Below are 19595 nucleotides of genomic sequence, written 5' to 3'. Positions count from 1 at the left end.
GCAAGTATTTTTATGCAGTCGCAGCAAAATAACGGTGTTCGGACCCCATATCAGGACTTCCGACCGGCCCGCACGACGCCCTGCACCTCGCCGAGCAGTGTGCACGCGCGCTGCACCTGCGCCGAGTTCGAGACCTCGACCGTGAACTGCATGAATGCCGCGTTGCGGCGGCTCTGCGTCTTCACGCCCACGACGTTCATCTTCTCGCGCGCGAACACTTCGGAGATGTCGCGCAGCAACCCCTGCCGGTCGCTCGCCTCGATCATCAGGTCGACCGGATAGACGGACGCGCCGCGCCCGCCGAGCACGTCGGCCGACCAGGTCGTCTGCAGCACGCGCTCCGGCGCGCGCTCGACCATCCGGCGGAAGGTCGGGCAATCGGTGCGATGGATCGACATCCCCTTGCCGCGCGTGACGAAACCACTGATCGGATCGGGCGGCGCCGGACGGCAGCAGCGCGCGAGCTGGGTCAGCAGCGCGTCGACACCCACGACCAGCACGCCGGTCGACGCGCCGTGCGCCACGCTCGCACCGCTGCTGCGCTTCTCGAAATCGGCAGGCGCCTCGGGCGCCGGTTCGGGAGGCGGCGCATCGGACAGCGCGTGCTCGACATTGCGCAGGCTGAACTCCTCCTTGCCGACGACCGAGAACAGTTCCTCGGGCGACTTGAAGCCGAGCTTCGCGGCGAGGTTGTCCAGGTTGACCGACGTCTTGCCCTCGCGTTGCAGCGTCTTTTCGACGAGCGCGCGGCCATGCGAGACGTTTTCTTCCTGCTCGATCGAGTTGAACCACGCCCGCACCTTCTGACGCGCGCGCGAGCTCTTCAAATAGCCGAGCTGCAGGTTCAGCCAGTCGCGCGACGGCCCGCCCTCCTTCACCGCGACGATCTCGACCGTCTGGCCGTTTGCGAGCGGCGTGTTGAGCGGCACCATCGCGCCGTCGACGCGCGCGCCACGGCAGCGATGGCCAAGTTCGCTGTGCAGGTGGTACGCGAAATCGACCGGCGTCGCGCCCTGCGGCAACGCGATCACGCGCGCCTGCGGCGTCAGCACGTAGATGTGATCGTCGTCGAGCGACGTCTCGCGCAATTGCGCCCACGCCTTGTCGCCCGACTTTTCCGCGCCGTCCTCGACGTCGTCCTTCCATGCGAGCAGCTGGCGCAGCCATGCAATCTTCTCGTCGTACTTGTCGCTCGCCGAGAACTGGCCTCCATAGCCGCGCGCGCCGGCTTCCTTGTAGCGCCAGTGCGCGGCGACGCCGTACTCGGCGAAACGGTGCATCTCCTGCGTGCGGATCTGCACTTCGAATGCGCGGCCGTCGTCGCCAATCACCACCGTATGCAGCGACTTGTAGCCGTTCGGCTTCGGTCGCGAGATGTAGTCGTCGAATTCCTTCGGCACCGGCTGCCACAGGTGATGCACGATGCCGAGCACCGCGTAGCAATCCTTGATGTCCGGCACGATCACGCGAAATGCGCGCACGTCGTACAACTCGGAAAAATCGAGCTCCTTGCCGCGCATCTTGCGCCAGATGCTGTAGATATGCTTCGGCCGGCCGCTCACCTCGGCCTGGATGTTCGCGTCCGCCAGTTCGTGCTGCAGCCGCGCGATCGCCTGCGTGACGTACGCCTCACGCTCGATGCGCTTCTCGTCGAGCAGCTTCGCGATCCGCTTGTAGGTCACGGGATCCTCAAAGCGGAACGCGAGATCCTCGAGCTCCCACTTCAGCTGCCAGATACCGAGCCGGTTCGCGAGCGGGGCATAAATCTCGAGCGTCTCGCGCGCAACGTCGGGCGGCGGGTCGATCTTCGCGGCCGCGTAGTAGCGCAGCGACTGCAACCGCGACGCGAGCCGGATCAGCACCACGCGGATGTCCTGCGCGAAGGCGAGCAGCATCTTGCGCAGCGCCTCGATCTGCGTGCGCCGCTCTTCCGCCGCGTCGCGCCCGGAGTCGGGTTTCGCGTTCTGCGCGGCACGCAGGCTGACGGTGCCGAGCCGCAGCAGCTTGCGCACATCGGACACGAGCCGCGCCACTTCGTCGCCGAAACGCTCGGTCAGCTCGCGCTCGGGATCGCTCAGGTGCGGCGTCAGCACGAACAGCGCGGCGGCCTGCATCGCGGACGGATCGACGTTCAGCGTGCGCATGATCGCCGCCGTGCCCGCCGAGTGATCGGCCAGCAATTCGCCGGACGACAGGCGCGCGTCGCCGGCCCGCTCGCGCACGAACGCGAGCACGTCGTCGAACGACGGCGCCGCGACGGAAGAGGCGGAAGCGGATTCGGTCATTGCACGGTCTGGCGAATTACGGTCATCGTCGGATAACGCTCAGCTCAGCTCCGTTGCGCGGCGACGACGACGATCTCGACGAGCAGTGCCGGATCCGCGAGCTTCGCCTCGACGGTTGCGCGCGGCGGCGTGTTGCCCTGCGCGACCCATGCGTCCCACTCCGCATTCATGCCTTCGAAGTTCGCCAGATCCGAGATGTAGATCTGCACCGACAGCAGATGCGCCTTGTCGCTGCCCGCTTCGGCGAGCAGGCGGTCGATATGGCCGAGCACTTCGCGCGTCTGGCCCCTGATGTCCTGCGTGGTGTCTTCGGCGATCTGGCCGGCCAGATACACGGTACCGTTGTGGATCGCGGTTTCGGAGAGTCGGGCCCCGACGTGGTGACGAATGACTGCCATGAAATGTTCCGGTCGTGATGGGGTAAGGAATCGGGCGGCAACACGGCCCGCGTGCCGCCGAACCGCATATTATGACGCGTTTATGCGCTGCCTTCGACGAAAAACCGCCGCGCGAGCGCAATCTGATCGGCGCTGACGAACGCCGGCGCGTGGCCCGCACCCGGAATCTCGACGAGCGTCACATGCCGGCCGCGACCTACCATTTCGGCCGCCGTCTCGCGCGACAGCAAGTCGGACGTCTCGCCGCGCACGACCAGCAGCGACGCGTCCGTCGTCTCGATCGCGCGCCATAGCGCGGCCTCGCCGAGTGCGGCCAGTTCGGGCGTCGTCGCCTTGAACGGCTCGGCGATGCGCGGATCGTAGCGCATCGTCCAGCCGCCTTCGGGCAGTTCTTGCAGCAATGGCCCGTTGATCTCGCGCCACTCGTCGGCGCTCAGCGCGCCGAACGGCAGCGATAGCGACTTCAGATAGTCGATCCCCTCCTGCTCCGTCGCAAACCGCGGCTGTACGCCGAGGTATTCGCCGATGCGCGTGAGCGAATCGGGTTCGATACGCGGACCGACGTCGTTGACGATCATCCGGCGCAGCGGCGAACCCGGCAGCCCCGCGAGCGCCAAGCCGATCAGGCCGCCCATCGACGTGCCGAACCAGTCGACCGATTCGACGTCGAGCCGTGCGATCAGCGTCACCATGTCGGCCACGTACTGCGGAATCGCATAGAGCCGCGGATCGGAGAGCCGGTCCGACCGGCCACGCCCAACGACATCGGGGCAGACGACGCGATACGTATCGGACAGCGCGGAGGCGAGCCTGTCGAAATCGCGCCCGGAGCGGGTCAGGCCGTGCACGCAGACAAGCACACGCGGATTCGCGGGATCGCCCCATTCGGTATAGGCGACGTGGTGAAGACCGGCCGCGCTCGCACACTGCACGCGCCGCTGGCGGGGAACCGGGGGATTCACTGGAATCGTTGGCATCGTTGGCATCCTGTCGAACGGGGGGCTCGGCGCGGGACAACGCCTGCGGCGCCTGATGCAAACGATTGTAAACCGCTTCGGAACGACGAGGCGCCACGCGCCCGGCCCATCGCCCGAGACGGGTTCAATCGTCGCGGCGCCACGCGTCTCGCAACTGCTCGCGCAGGAAATCGACGAATGTCCGCACCCGCAACGGCACGTGACGGCCGCCGGGATAGACGGCATGCAGCGGTGCTGCGCACGCCTCGAAAGCCGGCAGCACGCGCACGAGCCGACCGGCGTCGAGATCCGCGCCGACATCCCAGATCGACTTCAATGCAATGCCCGCCCCCTCGAGCGCCAGCGTGCGCGCCGCGCCGCCGTCATTCGTCAGCAGCGCGGCCGTCACCTCGACCGCCACGCCGCCCTGAGCGCCGTCGAACCGCCATTCGGCACGCGGCTGGTCACCCATCACGATGCATCGATGCGCGCGGAGTTCTGCCGGATGGGCAGGCAACCCGTGCGCGGCCACATAGCCCGGCGACGCACACAGCACGCGATGATTCGGCGCCAGTTCGCGCGCGATCATCGTCGAATCGGCCAGATTGCCGATCCGCACGGCGACGTCGATGTCCGATGCGAGCAGATCGACAACCGTATCGGTCAGCATCAACTGCACGGTCAATTGCGGATGGCGTTGCTGAAATGCCGCCACGAGCGGCGCGATCCGCAGGCGGCCGAGCTCGCCGGGCGCCGTCACGCGCAGTACGCCGCTGACCGTGCCGCGGCGATCGCGCATCAGCGTTTCGGCACGATCGACCTCGGCCAGGATGCGCAGCACCTGTGCGTGAAACTGGGCACCGTCGTCGGTGAGCGTTTGCTGCCGCGTCGTCCGGTGCAGCAGGCGCACGCCGAGCCGCGACTCGAGATGCGCGAGGCGCTTGCTGACGACCGACAACGACAGGTCGAGCTCGCGCGCCGCCGCCGACAGACTGCCGGTCGACACGATCCTCGCGAAGGTATCGAGCGCCGGGAAATCGTCGATCAGCATCATGGAACCCGCCTCATCCCAACCTTTCTTTTTTTCGAATAATCCATTCGCCGTTTGCCCGTATTTGCATGCGAAATGGAAACCTACCATACCTGTTCCGCGTCGTCGCATGACGCGCTTCACAGGACCTCCGAAACCATGTCGATCCGCCTTCGTTCAGCCACCCGCTCCCTCGCGCGCACATGCGCGGCGGCCGCCTGCGTCATTGCGCTATGGCCCGCCGCCGCCCGTGCCGCCGATCTCGTCGCGCCGCACAGCCTGACCGTCGCGGCGGATTTGCCGGCGGCGCAGGCCCGGGCGCAAATTCTGGCCGCACGCCGCTACGGCACCTTCTGGAATACCGGCGACCCTGCCCTCGCCCGCGCGGCGCTCGCCGCCGGCTTCATCGACCGAACGCTGCCGCCCGGCCGCGAACAAGGCGTACCTGGGCCGCTCGCGGCCTCCGGCACGATGCGCGGCGCGATCCCGGACCTGCGCTGCGAGATCGAACAGATGATCGTCGCGGGCGATCGTGTCGTCGTGCACCTGCATTTTCGCGGGCATTTCACCGGCGCTTTCAACGGAACGGCCGGGCGCGGACAGGCAATCGACTTCATCGCGACCGATATCTACCGGATCGACCACGGCCGGATCGCGGAAAACTGGCACATCGAGGACAACCTGACGCTGATGCGCCAGCTTGGGCTCGTCGGCTGACGGAGGAGACGATGACTCAAATTCACGACTATCCCGCGACGCCGCTGCCGCGCCGCACGTTCCTGGCCCAGGCCGGCGCCGGGCTCGCGGCTGGCGTCGCGGCGGCCGCAGGCGCCTCCCTGCCGGCAACCGCCGCATCGATGCCGGCACCCGCGGCACCGGGCGTCACGCCGTTCTGGCCGGACGGCGCACGCATCGTGATCTCGATCTCGATGCAGTTCGAGGCGGGCGGACAACCGCCTACCGGCGCGGACAGCCCGTTTCCGGCCGTCGCGTTCCCGCCGTCGGTGCCGGTCGATCTCGCGTCGGCCACCTGGTTCGCGTATGGCTACCGGGAAGGGATTCCCCGCCTTCTCGATCTCTGGGACCGACACGGCGTGAAGGTCACGTCGCACATGATCGGGGAAGCCGCACGCCGCCACCCCGAACTGGCGCGCGAAATCGTGTCGCGCGGCCATGAAGCCGCCGCGCACGGCCCGACGTGGCGCGCGCAATTCGCGATGAGCCGCGACGACGAGCGCCGCTTCCTGGCCGAAGCACGCGACATGGTCGAAGCGGCGACCGGCCAGCGGCCGACCGGGTACAACTGCAACTGGCTGCGGCGCGGACCGCATACGCTGTCGCTGCTGCAGGAACTCGGCTACGCGTATCACATCGACGACGTCAGTCGCGACGAACCGTTCATCGAGACCGTCGGCGGTCGCGATTTCGTGGTGGTCCCGTACACGCTGCGCAACAACGACATCCTGCTGATCGAAGGTCGCAACTACTCGCCGACGATGTTCCTCGAGCAGATCAAGCTCGATTTCGACCAGTTGTACGCGGAAGCCGGGCAGCGGCGCAGACTGATGTCGATCAGCGCGCACGACCGGATCAGCGGCACCCCGCAGATGGTCCGCGCGTGGGACGCCTTCCTGCACTACGCCCGATCACACCCAGGTGTCGCTTTCATGCGCAAGGACGACATTGCGCGCTTCGCGCTGCAGAGTCCGTCGACGCTGCGCGAGACCGAAACGATCTAACGGACTCCGTTCAACGTGTCACCCAGGAAAAACCTTCATGAATGATCTGCTCCACGGGAAGAAAGTACTCGTCGTCGGCGGAAGCTCCGGCATCGGCGCCGCCGCCGCGGCAGCCTTCGCGCGACGCGGCGCGCTCGTGACAATCGCTTCGCGCCATCCACGCAGGTTCGACATCGACACCATGCCAGGCGCGCACATGCGGACCGAAACGCTCGACATCACGGATACCGCGGACGTCGATGAATTCTGCGCGCGCGCCGACCAGTTCGACCACGTCGTGATTTCGGCCGCGAATACCGCCACGGGCCCCGTCCGTGCATTGCCGCTTGCCGACGCGCAAGCGGCAATGGACAGCAAGTTCTGGGGCGCATACCGCATCGCCCGCGCAATCGATATCGCGCCCGGCGGTTCGCTGACGTTCGTGTCGGGTTACCTCAGTGTGCGGCCGAACGCGTCGTCGGTCCTGCAAGGCGCGATCAATGCGGCGCTCGAGGCGCTCGCTCGCGGCCTGGCACTCGAGCTGGCGCCGGTTCGCGTGAATACCGTGTCGCCGGGCCTGATCGCGACGCCGCTGTGGGACAAGCTCGCTCCCGACGCACGCGACGCGATGTACGCCGGCGCCGCACAGCGGCTTCCGGCACGCAGAGTCGGCCAGCCGGAGGATGTCGCGAATGCGATCCTGTATCTCGCGGCGACGCCTTATGCCACCGGTTCGACGGTACTGATCGACGGCGGCGGCGCGATCGCGTGACGCATGCATTCACGACAAAACGCCCCGCACTCCGTCAGGCGCGCGGGGCGTCGAGAATGACGCAACAAGGTGACGCTCAGGCCACCGCGCTGACGTCGAGCGGTGCGCCCGTCTTCGCCTGGATCTCGTCGGCGCTCACGCCTTCGGCGAGCTCGAGGACCTTCAGCCCGGCCGGGGTGACTTCGATCACGCCGAGATCGGTGATGATCAGGTCGACCACGCCGACACCCGTCAGCGGCAGGTTGCATTCGTCGAGGATCTTGTGCTGATCGCCCTTCGCGACGTGCTCCATCAGCACGACGACGCGCTTCACACCGGCGACGAGGTCCATCGCGCCGCCCATCCCCTTGATCATCTTGCCCGGGATCATCCAGTTCGCGAGGTCGCCCTGCTTGCTGACCTGCATCGCGCCAAGGATCGCGAGGTTGATATGGCCACCGCGAATCATCGCGAACGAATCGGCCGACGAGAAGATCGACGAGCCCGGCAGCGTCGTGACGGTCTGCTTGCCGGCGTTGATGAGATCGGCGTCGACTTCGTCTTCGGTCGGCGACGGGCCGATGCCGAGCAGGCCGTTCTCCGACTGCAGCCACACCTCGACGCCTTCCGGCACGTGGTTCGCAACGAGCGTCGGCAGGCCGATGCCGAGGTTCACGTAGAAGCCGTCCTGCAGTTCCTTCGCCGCGCGCGCGGCCATCTGGTCACGATTCCAGGCCATGTCAGTCTCCTTTCGCGCGTACGACGCGTTGTTCGATGCGTTTTTCGGGCGTCGCGTTCAGCACGATGCGCTGCACGAAAATCCCCGGCGTGTGGATGTGGTCCGGATCGAGCTCGCCGTTCTCGACGATCTCCTCGACCTCCGCGACGGTGATCTTGCCGGCCATCGCACACATCGGGTTGAAGTTGCGCGCGGTGCGGCGAAAAATCAGGTTGCCGGACTTGTCGGCCTTCCAGGCCTTCACGAGCGCGACATCGGCCGTCAGCGACGGCTCGAGCACGTAGTGGCGATCGCCGAACTGGCGCGTTTCCTTGCCCTCCGCGATCACGGTGCCGTAGCCCGTGTTCGTGAAGAACGCCGGAATGCCCGCGCCACCCGCCCGCAGCTTTTCGGCGAGCGTGCCTTGCGGCGTGAATTCGAGCTCGAGTTCACCGGCCAGATACTGGCGTTCGAACTCCTTGTTCTCGCCGACGTACGACGAGATCATTTTCTTGATCTGGCGCGTTTCCAGCAGCAGGCCGAGGCCGAAACCGTCGACGCCCGCGTTGTTGCTGATGCACGTGATGCCCTTGACGGCCGAATCGCGCAACGCCGCGATCAGCGCCTCCGGAATCCCGCACAGGCCGAAGCCGCCCACCGCGAAGGTCTGTCCGTCGTGGACGATCCCTTCCAGCGCGGCAGCCGCGCTTGGATAGACTTTGTTCATCTGTTGTCCCTTCCTTTATGGAAACCAGCAAAACCGGTTCACGCGCCCACCTGGCCCGCAAGCCCGCCGCATCATTCTATGCATGCGCGGCGATGCCTGCGTCGAGGCGCGCTGTTTTTATGTCGCGGCAAACCGCCGTGAGATGCCTGAAAGGGTACGATGCGGCGCGGATGCGGCACAATACGCAAAAATACATAAGCGTTTGCCTCCGGTTGCCCGCGCCATGCCCGCTCTCGATTACCAGACTGCCTTCCACCTCGCGCCGCTCGGCCTCGTGATGTCGCGCGACCGCGTGATCGAGGACTGCAACGACGCGCTCGCGTCGATCTTTCGCTGCGTGCGGGCCGACCTCATCGGAAAATCGTACAAGGTGCTCTACCCGTCGACGGACGAATTCCAGCGAATCGGCGAACGGATCTCGCGCGTGATGGCCGCGAACGGCATCTACTCGGATGACAGAATCATGAAACGGGCGGACGGCGAACTGTTCTGGTGCCACGTCACCGGCCGCGCGCTCGACCGCACCGCGCCACTTGCGGCGGGCGTGTGGACCTTCGAGGATTTGAGTGCGACGCGCCGGGTCGCCGTCGAACTGACCCCGCGCGAGCGCGAGATCGCCGCGCAGCTCGCGACCGGCAAGACCAGCAAACAAATCGGGCGCGTGCTCGACATCAGTTCGCGTACGGTCGATATCTACCGCGCACGGCTGATGCGCAAGTACGGGACCAACAATACCCCTGAGCTGCTGCAGCGCCTGCTCGGGCAGTAAATGGCGGCTCCCTGACGACAATCGGCCGCACATGGCGGCCGATTCGGGAAACAGCACATATGGCGTGCCACCGGCGACCTTGTGCCGGCCCGGCCCCGCCGTATCGACGTTCAGCCGACCTTCGCCGCGAGCGCGCGCTCGATCGTGTCGCGCAGCAACTGGGGCAGCGGCACCGACTTGCCGAGCGCGTAGTCGACCCATACGCAGCGCGCGTTGCCGCGCGCATAGACGTGCTGCGGATCGTCGGCGCGCGTCAGCTCGAAACCCGTGTCGAAGCTGCTACGGCCGGGCTTCGCAGCCGACATCCTCGCGATCACGTCACCCGGATAGTGCAGCTGCTTGAGGAACTCCATCGACGCCGTGACGATGACGGGCCCCTGCCCCTCGCCGTTGCCGCCGGCGATGCCGAGTTCCTCGAACCACGAGATCCGCGCCTGTTCCATGTAGCGGAAATAGACCGTGTTGTTCACATGGCCGAACGCGTCCATGTCGCCCCAGCGGATCGGCATCGACATCTCAAAAACGGGGGAATAATCGCTCATTGCAGTCTTCTGTGTTGCTGAATGTCGTCCGCTCAGGCGAGGCCGAAGCCGTCGTCGGCGGAGATAATCGAGCCATTGATGAACTGCGACTCGTCGGCCGCGAGCAGCAACAACAGCCCGTCGAGATCCTGAGGCTTGCCGACGCGCCGGCGCGGCAGCATCGACTGCAGCTTCTGGCCCTGCTCGGTTTCCCACAGGTAATGATTGATTTCGGTATCGATATAGCCCGGACATATCGCATTGACGTTGATCCCGTGACGCCCCCACTCGAGCGCCATCGCACGCGTCATCTGCACGACCGCCGCCTTGCTCATCGCGTACAGGCCGATCTGCGGAAACACGCGCAGCCCGGCCACCGACGCGATGTTGATGATCCGGCACGGCGGCTTGCCGTTGCCGCTTCCGTTCGCGCGCATGATCATCCGCTTCGCGACCTCCTGCGCGACGAAAAATGCGCCGCGCGTGTTGGTGTCGAATACGAACTCGAAATCGGCCGGCGTCACGTCGACGAGCTTCTGCATCGTCGAGACGCCCGAATTGTTCACGAGGATGTCGATCGTACCGGCTTCCGTCTCCGCGTGCGCGACCGCCGCCTTGATGCTCTGGACGTCGGTGACGTCGAGCGACACGACATGCGCGGCACCGCCCGCCGCCTCGATCTCGGCACGCAGTTCCTTCAGGCGCTCGACGCGACGGCTCGCAAGCACGACCTTCGCACCGGCCTGCGACAGCACCTGCGCAAAGCGCTGCCCGAGGCCGCTCGACGCACCCGTGACCAGCGCAACCTTGCCTTCCAGATTGATCGACCGACCCATTTGCACTTCCCCTTTCGATGTCGTTTCGCCGCCACGGGCAGTACGGCCCGAACGGCATTACCCTAGCACAAAAATAGAACGATCGTGCTAATCTAGCCGCATGCTGTTGCGGCAAGCGTTTCGTTTCGCAGACAATACGCTCCCGAATAAAAGCATTCTAACGGTTAGAGGAACGCCAATGACCCCCGCAAGCCTCATCGAGCAATACGGCCCGCGCGAATCGATGGAATACGACGTCGTGATCGTCGGCGGCGGCCCCGCCGGGCTGTCGGCGGCGATCCGGCTCAAGCAGCTGGCCGCCGAGAAAGGCGCCGAGATCGGCGTGTGCGTGCTCGAGAAGGGCTCCGAGATCGGCGCGCACATCCTGTCGGGCGCGGTGATGGACCCGCGCGCGATCACCGAGCTGTTCCCCGACTGGAAGGAACGCGGCGCGCCGCTCGATGTCGAGGTGACGGAAGACCGCTTCCTGTTCCTGTCCGAGAAAAGCGCGGTCACCACGCCGAACTGGGCGCTGCCCGCCAACTTCCAGAACCACGGCAACTACGTGATTTCGCTGGGCAACGTCACGCGCTGGCTGGGGGCGCAGGCCGAGGCGCTGGGCGTCGAGATCTTCCCAGGCTTCCCGGCCGCGGAGATCCTCTACAACGACGACGGTTCCGTGAAGGGCGTCGCGACCGGCAACATGGGTGTGGGCAAGGACGGCGAGCCGACCGAGAACTTCCAGCTCGGCATGGAGCTGCACGCGAAGTACACGCTGTTCGCCGAAGGCTGCCGCGGCCACCTCGGCCGCCAGTTGATCGCGAAGTTCAAGCTCGACGCGAACGCGGATCCGCAGGCGTACGGGATCGGCATCAAGGAGCTGTGGGAAATCGACCCGGCCAAGCACAAGCCGGGCCTCGTGATCCACACGGCCGGCTGGCCGCTGAAGTCCGATACCTACGGCGGCTCGTTCCTGTATCACATGGACAACAACCAGGTCGTGGTCGGCTTCGTGGTCGGCCTCGGCTACACGAACCCGTACCTGTCGCCGTTCGAGGAATTCCAGCGCTACAAGACGCACCCGTCGATCCGCGCGTTCCTGGAAGGCGGCAAGCGCGTGTCGTACGGCGCGCGCGCGATCACGGCCGGCGGGCTGCTGTCGCTGCCGAAGACGGTGTTCCCGGGCGGCGCGCTGATCGGCGACGACGCGGGCTTCCTGAACGCCTCGCGGATCAAGGGCAGCCACGCGGCGATCAAGACCGGCATGCTGGCGGCCGACGCGGCGTTCGACGCGGTGCAGGCCGGTCGTCAGTCGGACGAACTCAACGCGTACCCGGACGCCTTCAAGCAGTCGTGGCTGTACACGGAGCTGTACCGCGCGCGCAACTTCAAGCAGTGGATGGCGAAGGGCCTGTACCTCGGCACGCTGATGGTCGGGCTCGAGCAGAAGGTGATGGGCGGCAACGTGCCGTGGACGCTGCACCACAAGCACGCGGACCACGAGATGCTGAAACCGGCGTCGCAGTGCCAGCCGATCGAGTATCCGAAGCCGGACGGCAAGCTGACGTTCGACCGGCTGTCGTCGGTGTTCATCTCGAACACGAACCACGAGGAGAACCAGCCGGCGCACCTGACGCTGAAGGATGCGAGCGTGCCGGTGAACGTGAACCTGCGCACCTACGCGGGGCCGGAGGGGCGGTTCTGCCCGGCGGCGGTGTACGAGTTCGTGAAGAACGACGACGGCAGCGACCGGCTGGTGATCAACGCGCAGAACTGCGTGCACTGCAAGACCTGCGACATCAAGGACCCGACGCAGAACATCGTGTGGGTCACGCCGGAAGGCGGCGGCGGGCCGAATTACCCGAACATGTAATTGCCGGAACGCGCCGCCACGAACGGCGCGTTGATCAGACGCCGCAAACAAAACGGGGCGCTGCCTGAAGCAGCGCCCCGTTTTGCATGCTCCGCGCAACGGCCGGGCGAGACGTGCAGCGCCCTGCCCGCTTGCGTCAGGTCGCGCTGCCCGCGATCTTCGGCGTCGGCGTCTCGACGTCCCCGCACTGCGCGCGATGGCGCAGCGCATGGTCGATCAGTACCAGCGCGAGCATCGACTCGGCGATCGGCGTCGCACGGATGCCGACGCACGGATCGTGACGACCGAACGTTTCCACCGTCGCCTCGTCGCCGGCCTTCGTGATCGAGCGGCGCGGCGTGCGGATGCTCGACGTCGGCTTGATCGCGATCGACACGGTGATGTCCTGCCCCGTCGAAATCCCGCCGAGCACGCCGCCCGCATGGTTGCCGACGAAACCGTCCGGCGTCAGCTCGTCGCCATGCATCGAGCCACGCTGCGCGACGCTTTCGAAGCCCGCGCCGATCTCGACACCCTTCACCGCGTTGATGCTCATCATCGCCTTTGCGATGTCCGCATCGAGACGGTCGAACACCGGCTCGCCCCAGCCGACCGGCACGCCCGACGCGACGACGTCGATGCGCGCGCCGATCGAATCGCCGTCCTTGCGCAGCGCATCCATGTACGCCTCGAGCTCCGGCACGACCGCCGCATTCGGCGAGAAGAACGGATTTTCGTGCACGTGCGACCAGTCGACGAACGGCACGTCGATCTCGCCGAGGCCGCTCATGTAGCCGCGCACTTCGACGCCGAAGCGCTCACGCAGCCACTTCTTCGCAACCGCCCCCGCGCCGACGATCGGCGCGGTCAGGCGCGCCGACGAGCGGCCGCCGCCGCGGTAGTCGCGGATGCCGTACTTCTGCCAATAGGTGTAGTCAGCGTGGCCGGGACGGAACGTCTCGACGATGTTGCCGTAATCCTTGCTGCGCTGGTCGGTGTTGCGGATCAGCAGCGCGATCGGCGTACCGGTCGTCACGCCTTCGAACACGCCCGACAGGATCTCGACCTCGTCGGCCTCCTGCCGTTGCGTGACGTGACGTGACGTGCCGGGCTTGCGGCGATCGAGCTCGACCTGGATGTCGGCTTCGGTCAGCCCCATTCCCGGCGGGCAACCGTCGATCACGCAGCCGATCGCGGGACCGTGCGATTCGCCGAAGGTCGTGACAGTGAAAAGCGTGCCAAGGGTATTGCCGGACATGATGGAACCGCCCAAAGAGAAATGGGCAAACCGATGCGCTGCCGAGGCCGCAGGCAGGCCGATCGTTTGCCGGTCGAGAAAAAGAGGTAAGTCGCTATTATGCCAGCCGTCCCGTGCCTGCGGGCCGCGTGAACCGTTCAGACCACACTGGCCAGCCACGGGAACGGGCCGGTGCGACGATCGCCGACCCGCGCCGTTCCGGTCGAACGGGCCGGTTCGCGGCGGTCATTACGGCCCGGGGCGATGCCGCCGGGCCCGCCCCGCCTACTTCCGCGCGCCGCGCAGTTCGGTCACCGCGGCCTGCAGCGACTCGGGCGTCGCAACCGACGCCGGGACCGGCTCACCGACCGCCAGCGTCAGCCGGCTCATGACGCCGCGCTTGATGGGCCGCGGCATCCGCGCATCGGAATGCCGCGAAAAATAGCTACCCCACAGCCCGCGCAGCGCCATCGGAATCACCGGCGCCGGCGTGCGGGTCAGGATCTCCGTGATGCCGTGGTGGAACGTGTTGATGTCGCCCGTCTTCGTCAGCTTGCCTTCCGGGAAGATGCACACGAGTTCGCCTTCCTTCAGCGCAGCCTCGCATGCGTCGTACGCGCGCGCGAGCATCGCGGGATCCTCGTGGCGCGGCGCGATCGGGATCGCCTTCGCATGCCGGAACACCCAGCTCGCGAAGCGCGTCTTGAAGATCCGGTGATCCATCACGAAACGGATCGGACGCGGGCTCGCGGCGGCCAGCACGAGCGCGTCGACGTAGCTGACGTGGTTGCACACGAGCACGGCGGCCCCTTCTGCCGGAATCCGCTCCGCATGCACGAGGCGAATCCGGTAGAAGGTGTGTACGAGCACCCACGCAACGAAGCGCAGAAGGAACTCGGGCACGAGCAGATAGATATACGCGGCGACGATCACGTTAAGCAGCGCGGTGACGAGGAACAGCCCCGGGATGTCGACGCCGACCTTGGTCAGCCCCATCGCCATCACGGCCGACAGGATCATGAACAGCGCGTTCAGGATGTTGTTCGCGGCAATGATCCGCGCGCGGTGCGTCGGCGCGCTGCGGCTCTGGATCAGCGCGTACAGCGGCACGCTGTAGAAGCCGCCGAACATCGCGAGCAGGAACAGGTCCGCCAGGATGCGCCAGTGGCGCGCGCCGGCCAGGAATTCGCCGACCGACAGCAGATGGCCGGGCGACGGCAGCGCATGGCTCGCGAAATACAGCTCGATCGCAAATACGCTGATGCCGATCGAGCCGAGCGGCACGAGGCCGATCTCGACGCGCCGCTGCGACAGCCGTTCGCACAGCAACGAGCCGAGGCCGATGCCGACCGAGAACGTCGCGAGCAGGATCGTGACGACGTCGGGGCTCGCGGACAGCACGTCCTTCGCGAAATTAAAGAACGACGTGAGGAACGTCGCGCCGACGAACCACAGCCACGAGATGCCGAGCAGGCTCAGGAACACGGTGCGGTTCTGGCGTGCGAGCCCGAGGTTGCGCCAGGTCTCGCTGACCGGATTCCAGTTGATCACGAGATCGGGCTGAGGCGCCGGCGTGGACGGCACGCGCTGCGCGACGAACCGGCCCGCGATCGCGATGACGACGACGCTCACCGCGAGCACGCGCTCGCCGCTGCCTTCGATGCCTGCGGCCGCGCCGCCGATGATCGTGCCGATCAGGATCGCGATGAACGTGCCCATCTCGACGAGGCCGTTGCCGCCGACCAGCTCGTGCTCGCCGAGATGCTGCGGCAGGTACGAATACTTGACGGGCCCGAACAGCGTCGAGTGCATCCCCATCATGAACGTGCACAAGTACAGCAGGGTTGCGCTGTGCGTGACGAAGCCCGCCGCGCCGACCAGCATCAGCACGATCTCGAAGGTCTTCACGAAGCGCGTGAGAGTCGCCTTGTCGTACTTGTCGGCGATCTGGCCGGACGTCGCCGAGAACAGCACGAACGGCAAAATGAAGATCGCGGAAATCAGGAAGGCGGCCGTCTTCGCATCGACGCCGGAGAACCGCGCGGTGTGATAGGTAACGAGCGACGTGAAGCCGATCTTGAAGACGTTGTCGTTCAGCGCGCCGAGGAACTGGGTCGTGAAGAACGGCGCGAAACGACGCTCGCGCAGCAGGTCGAACTGCGACGCGTGGGCGCGCCGTTCGTCGCGCTGCCCGGATGTGGCTTGCGTTTGATCGCTCATGCGGAATACGCGCGCGTCGTCTTGGCGAAGCTGCGCGGGCCTTGTCGTGTTGTCGTTGAAAAAACGGCGGCGCAGGACCAACCTGCGCCGCCGCGTGCCGGATGGCGACGCCCGCGCGTCAGGGCGCAGGGCGCGGCGTGGTTCACGGCTTGTGCGCTTCGGCTTCCGATTCCGGCCAGTCGCGGATGTACGCCTTCAGCATCCGGTTCTCGAAGCTCTGCGCCTCGACGACCGTCTTCGCGACGTCGTAGAACGAAATGACGCCCATCAGCACCTTCTTGTCGAGCACCGGCATATAGCGGGCATGACGCTCGAGCATCATCCGGCGCACTTCGTTGACGTCCGTTTCCGGCGTGCAGGTGAGCGGCTCGTCCATCACCTTGCGCACCTGCACGTCGCCGATCGCGCCGCCATTCACGTGCAGGCGCAGGATGATCTCGCGGAACGTCAGCATCCCGACGAGATCGCCGTACTCCATCACGACGAGCGAACCGATGTCGTGCTCGGCCATCGTATCGACCGCTTCGCGCAGCGGCTTATCGGGCGTCACCGTAAACAGCGTGTTGCCCTTCACTTTCAGAATATCGCTGACGCGCATCGTAGTCCCCTCATGCTTGAATGCAAAACCTCTTTCGATCCTATCGGAAAGCCTGTCAAAAGGAAAGCTCGGGCCCGCGCGGCGGGCCGCGCCCCGCTTGCGGAAGCGGTCCGCCGGCAGCACAATGGCCCCATGAACAGCGGCCAGAGGAGACCTCCATGGCGCATACGCATTCGGAGCAATTCGCCAGCTTCGCCGATTTCTACCCGTATTACCTGAACGAACACCAGAACCTGACGTCGCGGCGGCTGCACTTCATCGGCTCGCTCGGCGTGATCGGCTGCGTCGCGATGGCGATCGCGACCGGCAACTGGCTGTGGCTGCCGGCAGCCATCGTCTGCGGCTACGGGTTCGCGTGGATCGGACACTTCTTCTTCGAGAAGAACCGCCCGGCCACGTTCCGGCACCCGATCTACAGCCTGATGGGCGACTGGGTGATGTTCAAGGACATCTGCACCGGCAAGATCCCGCTGTAGCGGTCGAGCACCCCGCTCACGCCGGCCGCGGCGGCCGCGCATGCGGGTCGGACACGGTGCCCGGCGCCTGCCCCGGGATCGCCGCCGGCTGCGCGCCCGCAAGCCGGTGGGCGGCGATCAGCGACGCGAGCGACACGTCGAACCGGTCGCTCGACAGCACCGCGAGCAGCGCAGCGCCATCCACGTGGCTGCGGCGCCGCTGCAGCTGGTAGGTGAGCTCCGTGCGGTCGATCACCAGCACGTCGAACAGTTGCGCAAGCGTCAGCTGCTCGGGGTTCGCGAGCAGGATGTAGCGCGGCGTGGCCTCACCGCCGCCGTCGAGCCGCGCAATCCATTCGCGCTCCTCCATCGTCGTCAGCAAGCGCTGCGCGGTTTCCATGTCGCAGCGCAGCAGGGTCGCGAGCCGCATCGCCGTGTAGCCGCGCTTGCCGGCCGTGCGCGCGTCGGCCAGCCGCGCGAGCATTTCCAGCGCGTCAAGCAGATCGCTGCCCGGATAGTGGATACGGTGGAATTGGCCGACGCGGATCGCCGGCAGCGCAGAGGCCACCATCGCGCCGAGCAGCGCGATGAACCAGCTCAGATACACCCATAACAGGAACACGGGCAACGCCGCGAACGCGCCATAGACGGCCGTATAGGTCGGAATGCGCCGCACGTAGTAGCCGAAGCCGCGCTTCGCGAGCTCGAACGCGACGGCCGCGAACAGCCCGCCGATCACCGCGTCGCGCCATGCAACCGTGCAGTTCGGCAGGTACACGTACAGCAGCGTGAACGCGAGCACCGTCAGCGGCAGCGACACGAGCGCGAGCAGCCATTCGACGATCGACGTCGACGGCGCCGCCCCCGTGAACGCCAGCGACTGCGTGAACAGGTAAGACGAGATCGACAGGCTCACGCCGAACAGCAGCGGGCCGAGCGTGATCAGCGCCCAGTACGCGAGCACGCGCTGTGCGAACGGCCGCGGCTTGCGTACGCGCCAGATCAGGTTGAAGGCCGACTCGATCGTCATCATCGTCATCACCGACGTGACGACGAGCACGATCAGGCCGGCCGTCGTCAGCCCCTTCGCCTTCGACGCGAACTGATTCAGGTACTTGAAGATCTGGATGTTGAACTGCGCAGGCATCAGGTGATCCGCGAGGAACCCCTGCAGCGAGATCTGGAACGACGAGAACATCGGGAAAGCGGTGAACAGCGCGAACGCGACCGTCACGAGCGGCACGAGCGCCAGCATCGTCGTAAACGTCAGACTGCCCGCCACTTGCGGGATGCGATCCTCGGCGCTGCGCCGGGCCGCGAACTGCGCCAGGCGCTTGATGGTGTCGAGATCGACGCTCAACTTCGGCAAACGGCTTCTCCTTCCTGATTCCGCGCGCCCGACGGCGCGCCGCCGCCGCGCTGCGCGACGGCTTCAGCCCCTATAATAGCCGCTCGATTCCAGCAGGGGCCGACTGCACCGGGCACGCGCGCGGCCGCACACGGCTCCGTCGCCCATGAAAGACATTCTCGTCCTCTATTACAGCCGTCACGGCGCCACGCGCGATCTCGCGCTCGCGATCGCGAACGGCATCGACAGCGTGCCAGGCATGCAGGCTCGCATCCGCACCGTGCCGCCCGTGTCGGCCGTCTGCGAAGCCACTGCCCCCGACATCCCCGCCGACGGCCCGCCATACGCGGAACTGCGGGATCTCGAGGAATGCGCGGGCCTCGCGCTCGGTTCGCCGACCCGTTTCGGCAACATGGCCGCCTCGCTCAAGTATTTCCTCGACGGCACCACACCGCAATGGCTGTCGGGCGCACTGTCCGGCAAGCCGGCCAGCGTGTTCACGTCGACGGGCAGCCTGCACGGCGGCCAGGAATCGACGTTGCTGTCGATGATGCTGCCGCTGCTCCATCACGGGATGATGATCGTCGGGATCCCGTACACGGAATCCGCGCTCACCACGACGCGCACCGGCGGCACGCCGTACGGCGCGTCGCATGTCGCGCAGCACGATCGCTCGGCAGCCGCCGGGCTGTCGGCGGACGAAAAGGCGCTCGCGGCCGCGCTCGGCGTGCGGCTTGCGCGCGCGGCGGCCGCCCTCTCCAGCGCCCAGGCCGCCGACGCCGCATGAACGCCCCCGCCCGCCCCGCAGTCGCTGCCCGGCCGCGCTACGCGCGGGTCGCCACCGCTTGCCTCGTCGCGCTGATCGCGCTGTCGCTCGCGTGGGAGCTGTGGCTCGCACCGCTGCGCCCGGGCGGCTCCGCGCTGATGCTCAAGGCCATCCCGCTCGCGCTCGCACTGCCGGGCGTCTGGCGGCGTAACATCTATACGATGCAGTGGGCGAGCATGCTGATACTCGTCTATTTCGCCGAAGGCGTCGTGCGCGGCATGTCCGATCGCGGACTGTCCGCGACGCTCGGCTGGTGCGAGACCACGCTTGCCGTCGCCTTCTTCGCGGCGGCGCTGGCGTACGTCGCGCCGTTCAAGCGCGCGGCGAAAAAGTCGCGCGCTGCGTCCTGACCCTTACGCGACAAGGTGAAG

The 19595-nt window shown here is 66.5% G+C and carries 20 protein-coding genes; 8 read left to right on the top strand and 12 right to left on the bottom strand.

The features are described 5' to 3' along the window. Nucleotides 1–50: 50 nt before the first annotated feature. The 4 genes from ACPTTC_RS08520 to ACPTTC_RS08505 form a co-directional block, all read right to left on the bottom strand. Nucleotides 51–2285 carry a RelA/SpoT family protein gene (locus tag ACPTTC_RS08520; RefSeq protein ID WP_423392190.1) on the bottom strand — a complete coding sequence of 745 codons (2235 nt, stop codon included), beginning with the start codon at nt 2283–2285 and terminating at the stop codon, nt 51–53. Between the two features lie 44 nt (nt 2286–2329). Beyond that, nucleotides 2330–2683: a RidA family protein gene (locus ACPTTC_RS08515; RefSeq protein WP_175952967.1), complete on the bottom strand. Its 354-nt coding sequence runs from the start codon at nt 2681–2683 to the stop codon at nt 2330–2332. 80 nt (nt 2684–2763) lie between these two features. Further along, nucleotides 2764–3660, bottom strand: a complete 897-nt coding sequence (locus ACPTTC_RS08510) for an alpha/beta fold hydrolase (protein ID WP_423392189.1) — start codon at nt 3658–3660, stop codon at nt 2764–2766. Nucleotides 3661–3784: 124 nt separating this feature from the next. Beyond that, nucleotides 3785–4690: a LysR family transcriptional regulator gene (locus tag ACPTTC_RS08505; RefSeq protein ID WP_069257985.1), complete on the bottom strand. Its 906-nt coding sequence runs from the start codon at nt 4688–4690 to the stop codon at nt 3785–3787. Between the two features lie 138 nt (nt 4691–4828). Between ACPTTC_RS08505 and ACPTTC_RS08500 the strand changes: the two genes are divergently transcribed. Genes ACPTTC_RS08500 through ACPTTC_RS08490 form a run of 3 tightly spaced genes read left to right on the top strand, consistent with a single transcriptional unit; the run spans nt 4829 to nt 7159 of the window. Further along, the gene (locus ACPTTC_RS08500; RefSeq protein ID WP_423393336.1) at nt 4829–5386 is read left to right on the top strand and encodes an ester cyclase; all 558 of its coding nucleotides are present in this window, start codon (nt 4829–4831) and stop codon (nt 5384–5386) included. An 11-nt stretch (nt 5387–5397) separates the two neighbouring features. Next, on the top strand, nt 5398–6408 hold the full coding sequence (locus ACPTTC_RS08495; protein ID WP_423392188.1) for a polysaccharide deacetylase family protein: 1011 nt from the start codon (nt 5398–5400) through the stop codon (nt 6406–6408). A 37-nt stretch (nt 6409–6445) separates the two neighbouring features. Continuing rightward, a complete protein-coding gene (locus ACPTTC_RS08490; RefSeq protein WP_423392187.1) occupies nt 6446–7159 on the top strand; it encodes an SDR family oxidoreductase in 714 nt (237 codons plus the stop codon). A 76-nt stretch (nt 7160–7235) separates the two neighbouring features. Here the strand turns inward: ACPTTC_RS08490 and ACPTTC_RS08485 are convergent, their stop codons facing one another. Both ACPTTC_RS08485 and ACPTTC_RS08480 read right to left on the bottom strand, forming a co-directional pair. Next, a complete protein-coding gene (locus ACPTTC_RS08485) occupies nt 7236–7877 on the bottom strand; it encodes a CoA transferase subunit B (RefSeq protein WP_423392186.1) in 642 nt (213 codons plus the stop codon). A gap of 1 nt (nt 7878) precedes the next feature. Beyond that, nucleotides 7879–8583, bottom strand: a complete 705-nt coding sequence (locus ACPTTC_RS08480) for a CoA transferase subunit A (protein ID WP_175952969.1) — start codon at nt 8581–8583, stop codon at nt 7879–7881. A 223-nt stretch (nt 8584–8806) separates the two neighbouring features. On the opposite strand from ACPTTC_RS08480, the gene ACPTTC_RS08475 reads away from it, so the two are divergent. Then, entirely contained in the window at nt 8807–9352 is a 546-nt protein-coding gene (locus ACPTTC_RS08475; protein ID WP_423393335.1) for a LuxR C-terminal-related transcriptional regulator, read from the top strand. A 110-nt stretch (nt 9353–9462) separates the two neighbouring features. Here the strand turns inward: ACPTTC_RS08475 and ACPTTC_RS08470 are convergent, their stop codons facing one another. Together ACPTTC_RS08470 and ACPTTC_RS08465 are read right to left on the bottom strand one after the other, a co-directional pair. Further along, nucleotides 9463–9894: an acyl-CoA thioesterase gene (locus ACPTTC_RS08470; protein WP_011351771.1), complete on the bottom strand. Its 432-nt coding sequence runs from the start codon at nt 9892–9894 to the stop codon at nt 9463–9465. A 32-nt stretch (nt 9895–9926) separates the two neighbouring features. Then, nucleotides 9927–10709, bottom strand: coding sequence for an SDR family oxidoreductase (locus ACPTTC_RS08465; protein ID WP_011351770.1), 783 nt, complete (start codon nt 10707–10709; stop codon nt 9927–9929). A 178-nt stretch (nt 10710–10887) separates the two neighbouring features. Here ACPTTC_RS08465 and ACPTTC_RS08460 point away from each other — a divergent pair, with 178 nt between their 5' ends. Beyond that, on the top strand, nt 10888–12561 hold the full coding sequence (locus ACPTTC_RS08460) for an electron transfer flavoprotein-ubiquinone oxidoreductase (RefSeq protein WP_423392185.1): 1674 nt from the start codon (nt 10888–10890) through the stop codon (nt 12559–12561). A gap of 136 nt (nt 12562–12697) precedes the next feature. Here the strand turns inward: ACPTTC_RS08460 and aroC are convergent, their stop codons facing one another. From aroC to ACPTTC_RS08445, 3 genes are all read right to left on the bottom strand, one after another. Next, entirely contained in the window at nt 12698–13798 is a 1101-nt protein-coding gene (aroC, locus tag ACPTTC_RS08455; protein ID WP_423392184.1) for a chorismate synthase, read from the bottom strand. A 264-nt stretch (nt 13799–14062) separates the two neighbouring features. Continuing rightward, on the bottom strand, nt 14063–15997 hold the full coding sequence (locus ACPTTC_RS08450) for an MFS transporter (protein ID WP_423392183.1): 1935 nt from the start codon (nt 15995–15997) through the stop codon (nt 14063–14065). A 142-nt stretch (nt 15998–16139) separates the two neighbouring features. Next, nucleotides 16140–16595 carry a CBS domain-containing protein gene (locus ACPTTC_RS08445; protein WP_006488504.1) on the bottom strand — a complete coding sequence of 152 codons (456 nt, stop codon included), beginning with the start codon at nt 16593–16595 and terminating at the stop codon, nt 16140–16142. 158 nt (nt 16596–16753) lie between these two features. On the opposite strand from ACPTTC_RS08445, the gene ACPTTC_RS08440 reads away from it, so the two are divergent. Further along, entirely contained in the window at nt 16754–17071 is a 318-nt protein-coding gene (locus ACPTTC_RS08440) for an Mpo1-like protein (protein ID WP_175952974.1), read from the top strand. A 16-nt stretch (nt 17072–17087) separates the two neighbouring features. Here ACPTTC_RS08440 and ACPTTC_RS08435 read toward each other — a convergent pair whose 3' ends face one another. After that, entirely contained in the window at nt 17088–18419 is a 1332-nt protein-coding gene (locus ACPTTC_RS08435; protein ID WP_423392182.1) for a YihY family inner membrane protein, read from the bottom strand. 145 nt (nt 18420–18564) lie between these two features. On the opposite strand from ACPTTC_RS08435, the gene wrbA reads away from it, so the two are divergent. Together wrbA and ACPTTC_RS08425 are read left to right on the top strand one after the other, a co-directional pair. Next, nucleotides 18565–19185 carry an NAD(P)H:quinone oxidoreductase gene (wrbA, locus tag ACPTTC_RS08430; RefSeq protein ID WP_175971713.1) on the top strand — a complete coding sequence of 207 codons (621 nt, stop codon included), beginning with the start codon at nt 18565–18567 and terminating at the stop codon, nt 19183–19185. Continuing rightward, nucleotides 19182–19574, top strand: coding sequence for a DUF2069 domain-containing protein (locus tag ACPTTC_RS08425; protein ID WP_175971714.1), 393 nt, complete (start codon nt 19182–19184; stop codon nt 19572–19574). Before wrbA ends, ACPTTC_RS08425 begins: the two co-directional genes overlap by 4 nt. Nucleotides 19575–19595 lie beyond the last annotated feature (21 nt).

It is taken from the genome of Burkholderia mycopellens (genome assembly GCF_964265025.1).
Lineage (GTDB): Bacteria > Pseudomonadota > Gammaproteobacteria > Burkholderiales > Burkholderiaceae > Burkholderia.
This window is presented reverse-complemented; position numbering and strand designations above follow the sequence as displayed.

Coding starts and splice junctions, on each gene's coding strand:
- ACPTTC_RS08520 (WP_423392190.1), bottom strand. CDS start 2,285: ATGACCGAATCCGCTTCCGCCTCTTCCGTCGCGGCGCCGTCGTTCGAC.
- ACPTTC_RS08515 (WP_175952967.1), bottom strand. CDS start 2,683: ATGGCAGTCATTCGTCACCACGTCGGGGCCCGACTCTCCGAAACCGCG.
- ACPTTC_RS08510 (WP_423392189.1), bottom strand. CDS start 3,660: ATGCCAACGATTCCAGTGAATCCCCCGGTTCCCCGCCAGCGGCGCGTG.
- ACPTTC_RS08505 (WP_069257985.1), bottom strand. CDS start 4,690: ATGCTGATCGACGATTTCCCGGCGCTCGATACCTTCGCGAGGATCGTG.
- ACPTTC_RS08500 (WP_423393336.1), top strand. CDS start 4,829: ATGTCGATCCGCCTTCGTTCAGCCACCCGCTCCCTCGCGCGCACATGC.
- ACPTTC_RS08495 (WP_423392188.1), top strand. CDS start 5,398: ATGACTCAAATTCACGACTATCCCGCGACGCCGCTGCCGCGCCGCACG.
- ACPTTC_RS08490 (WP_423392187.1), top strand. CDS start 6,446: ATGAATGATCTGCTCCACGGGAAGAAAGTACTCGTCGTCGGCGGAAGC.
- ACPTTC_RS08485 (WP_423392186.1), bottom strand. CDS start 7,877: ATGGCCTGGAATCGTGACCAGATGGCCGCGCGCGCGGCGAAGGAACTG.
- ACPTTC_RS08480 (WP_175952969.1), bottom strand. CDS start 8,583: ATGAACAAAGTCTATCCAAGCGCGGCTGCCGCGCTGGAAGGGATCGTC.
- ACPTTC_RS08475 (WP_423393335.1), top strand. CDS start 8,807: ATGCCCGCTCTCGATTACCAGACTGCCTTCCACCTCGCGCCGCTCGGC.
- ACPTTC_RS08470 (WP_011351771.1), bottom strand. CDS start 9,894: ATGAGCGATTATTCCCCCGTTTTTGAGATGTCGATGCCGATCCGCTGG.
- ACPTTC_RS08465 (WP_011351770.1), bottom strand. CDS start 10,709: ATGGGTCGGTCGATCAATCTGGAAGGCAAGGTTGCGCTGGTCACGGGT.
- ACPTTC_RS08460 (WP_423392185.1), top strand. CDS start 10,888: ATGACCCCCGCAAGCCTCATCGAGCAATACGGCCCGCGCGAATCGATG.
- aroC (WP_423392184.1), bottom strand. CDS start 13,798: ATGTCCGGCAATACCCTTGGCACGCTTTTCACTGTCACGACCTTCGGC.
- ACPTTC_RS08450 (WP_423392183.1), bottom strand. CDS start 15,997: ATGAGCGATCAAACGCAAGCCACATCCGGGCAGCGCGACGAACGGCGC.
- ACPTTC_RS08445 (WP_006488504.1), bottom strand. CDS start 16,595: ATGCGCGTCAGCGATATTCTGAAAGTGAAGGGCAACACGCTGTTTACG.
- ACPTTC_RS08440 (WP_175952974.1), top strand. CDS start 16,754: ATGGCGCATACGCATTCGGAGCAATTCGCCAGCTTCGCCGATTTCTAC.
- wrbA (WP_175971713.1), top strand. CDS start 18,565: ATGAAAGACATTCTCGTCCTCTATTACAGCCGTCACGGCGCCACGCGC.
- ACPTTC_RS08425 (WP_175971714.1), top strand. CDS start 19,182: ATGAACGCCCCCGCCCGCCCCGCAGTCGCTGCCCGGCCGCGCTACGCG.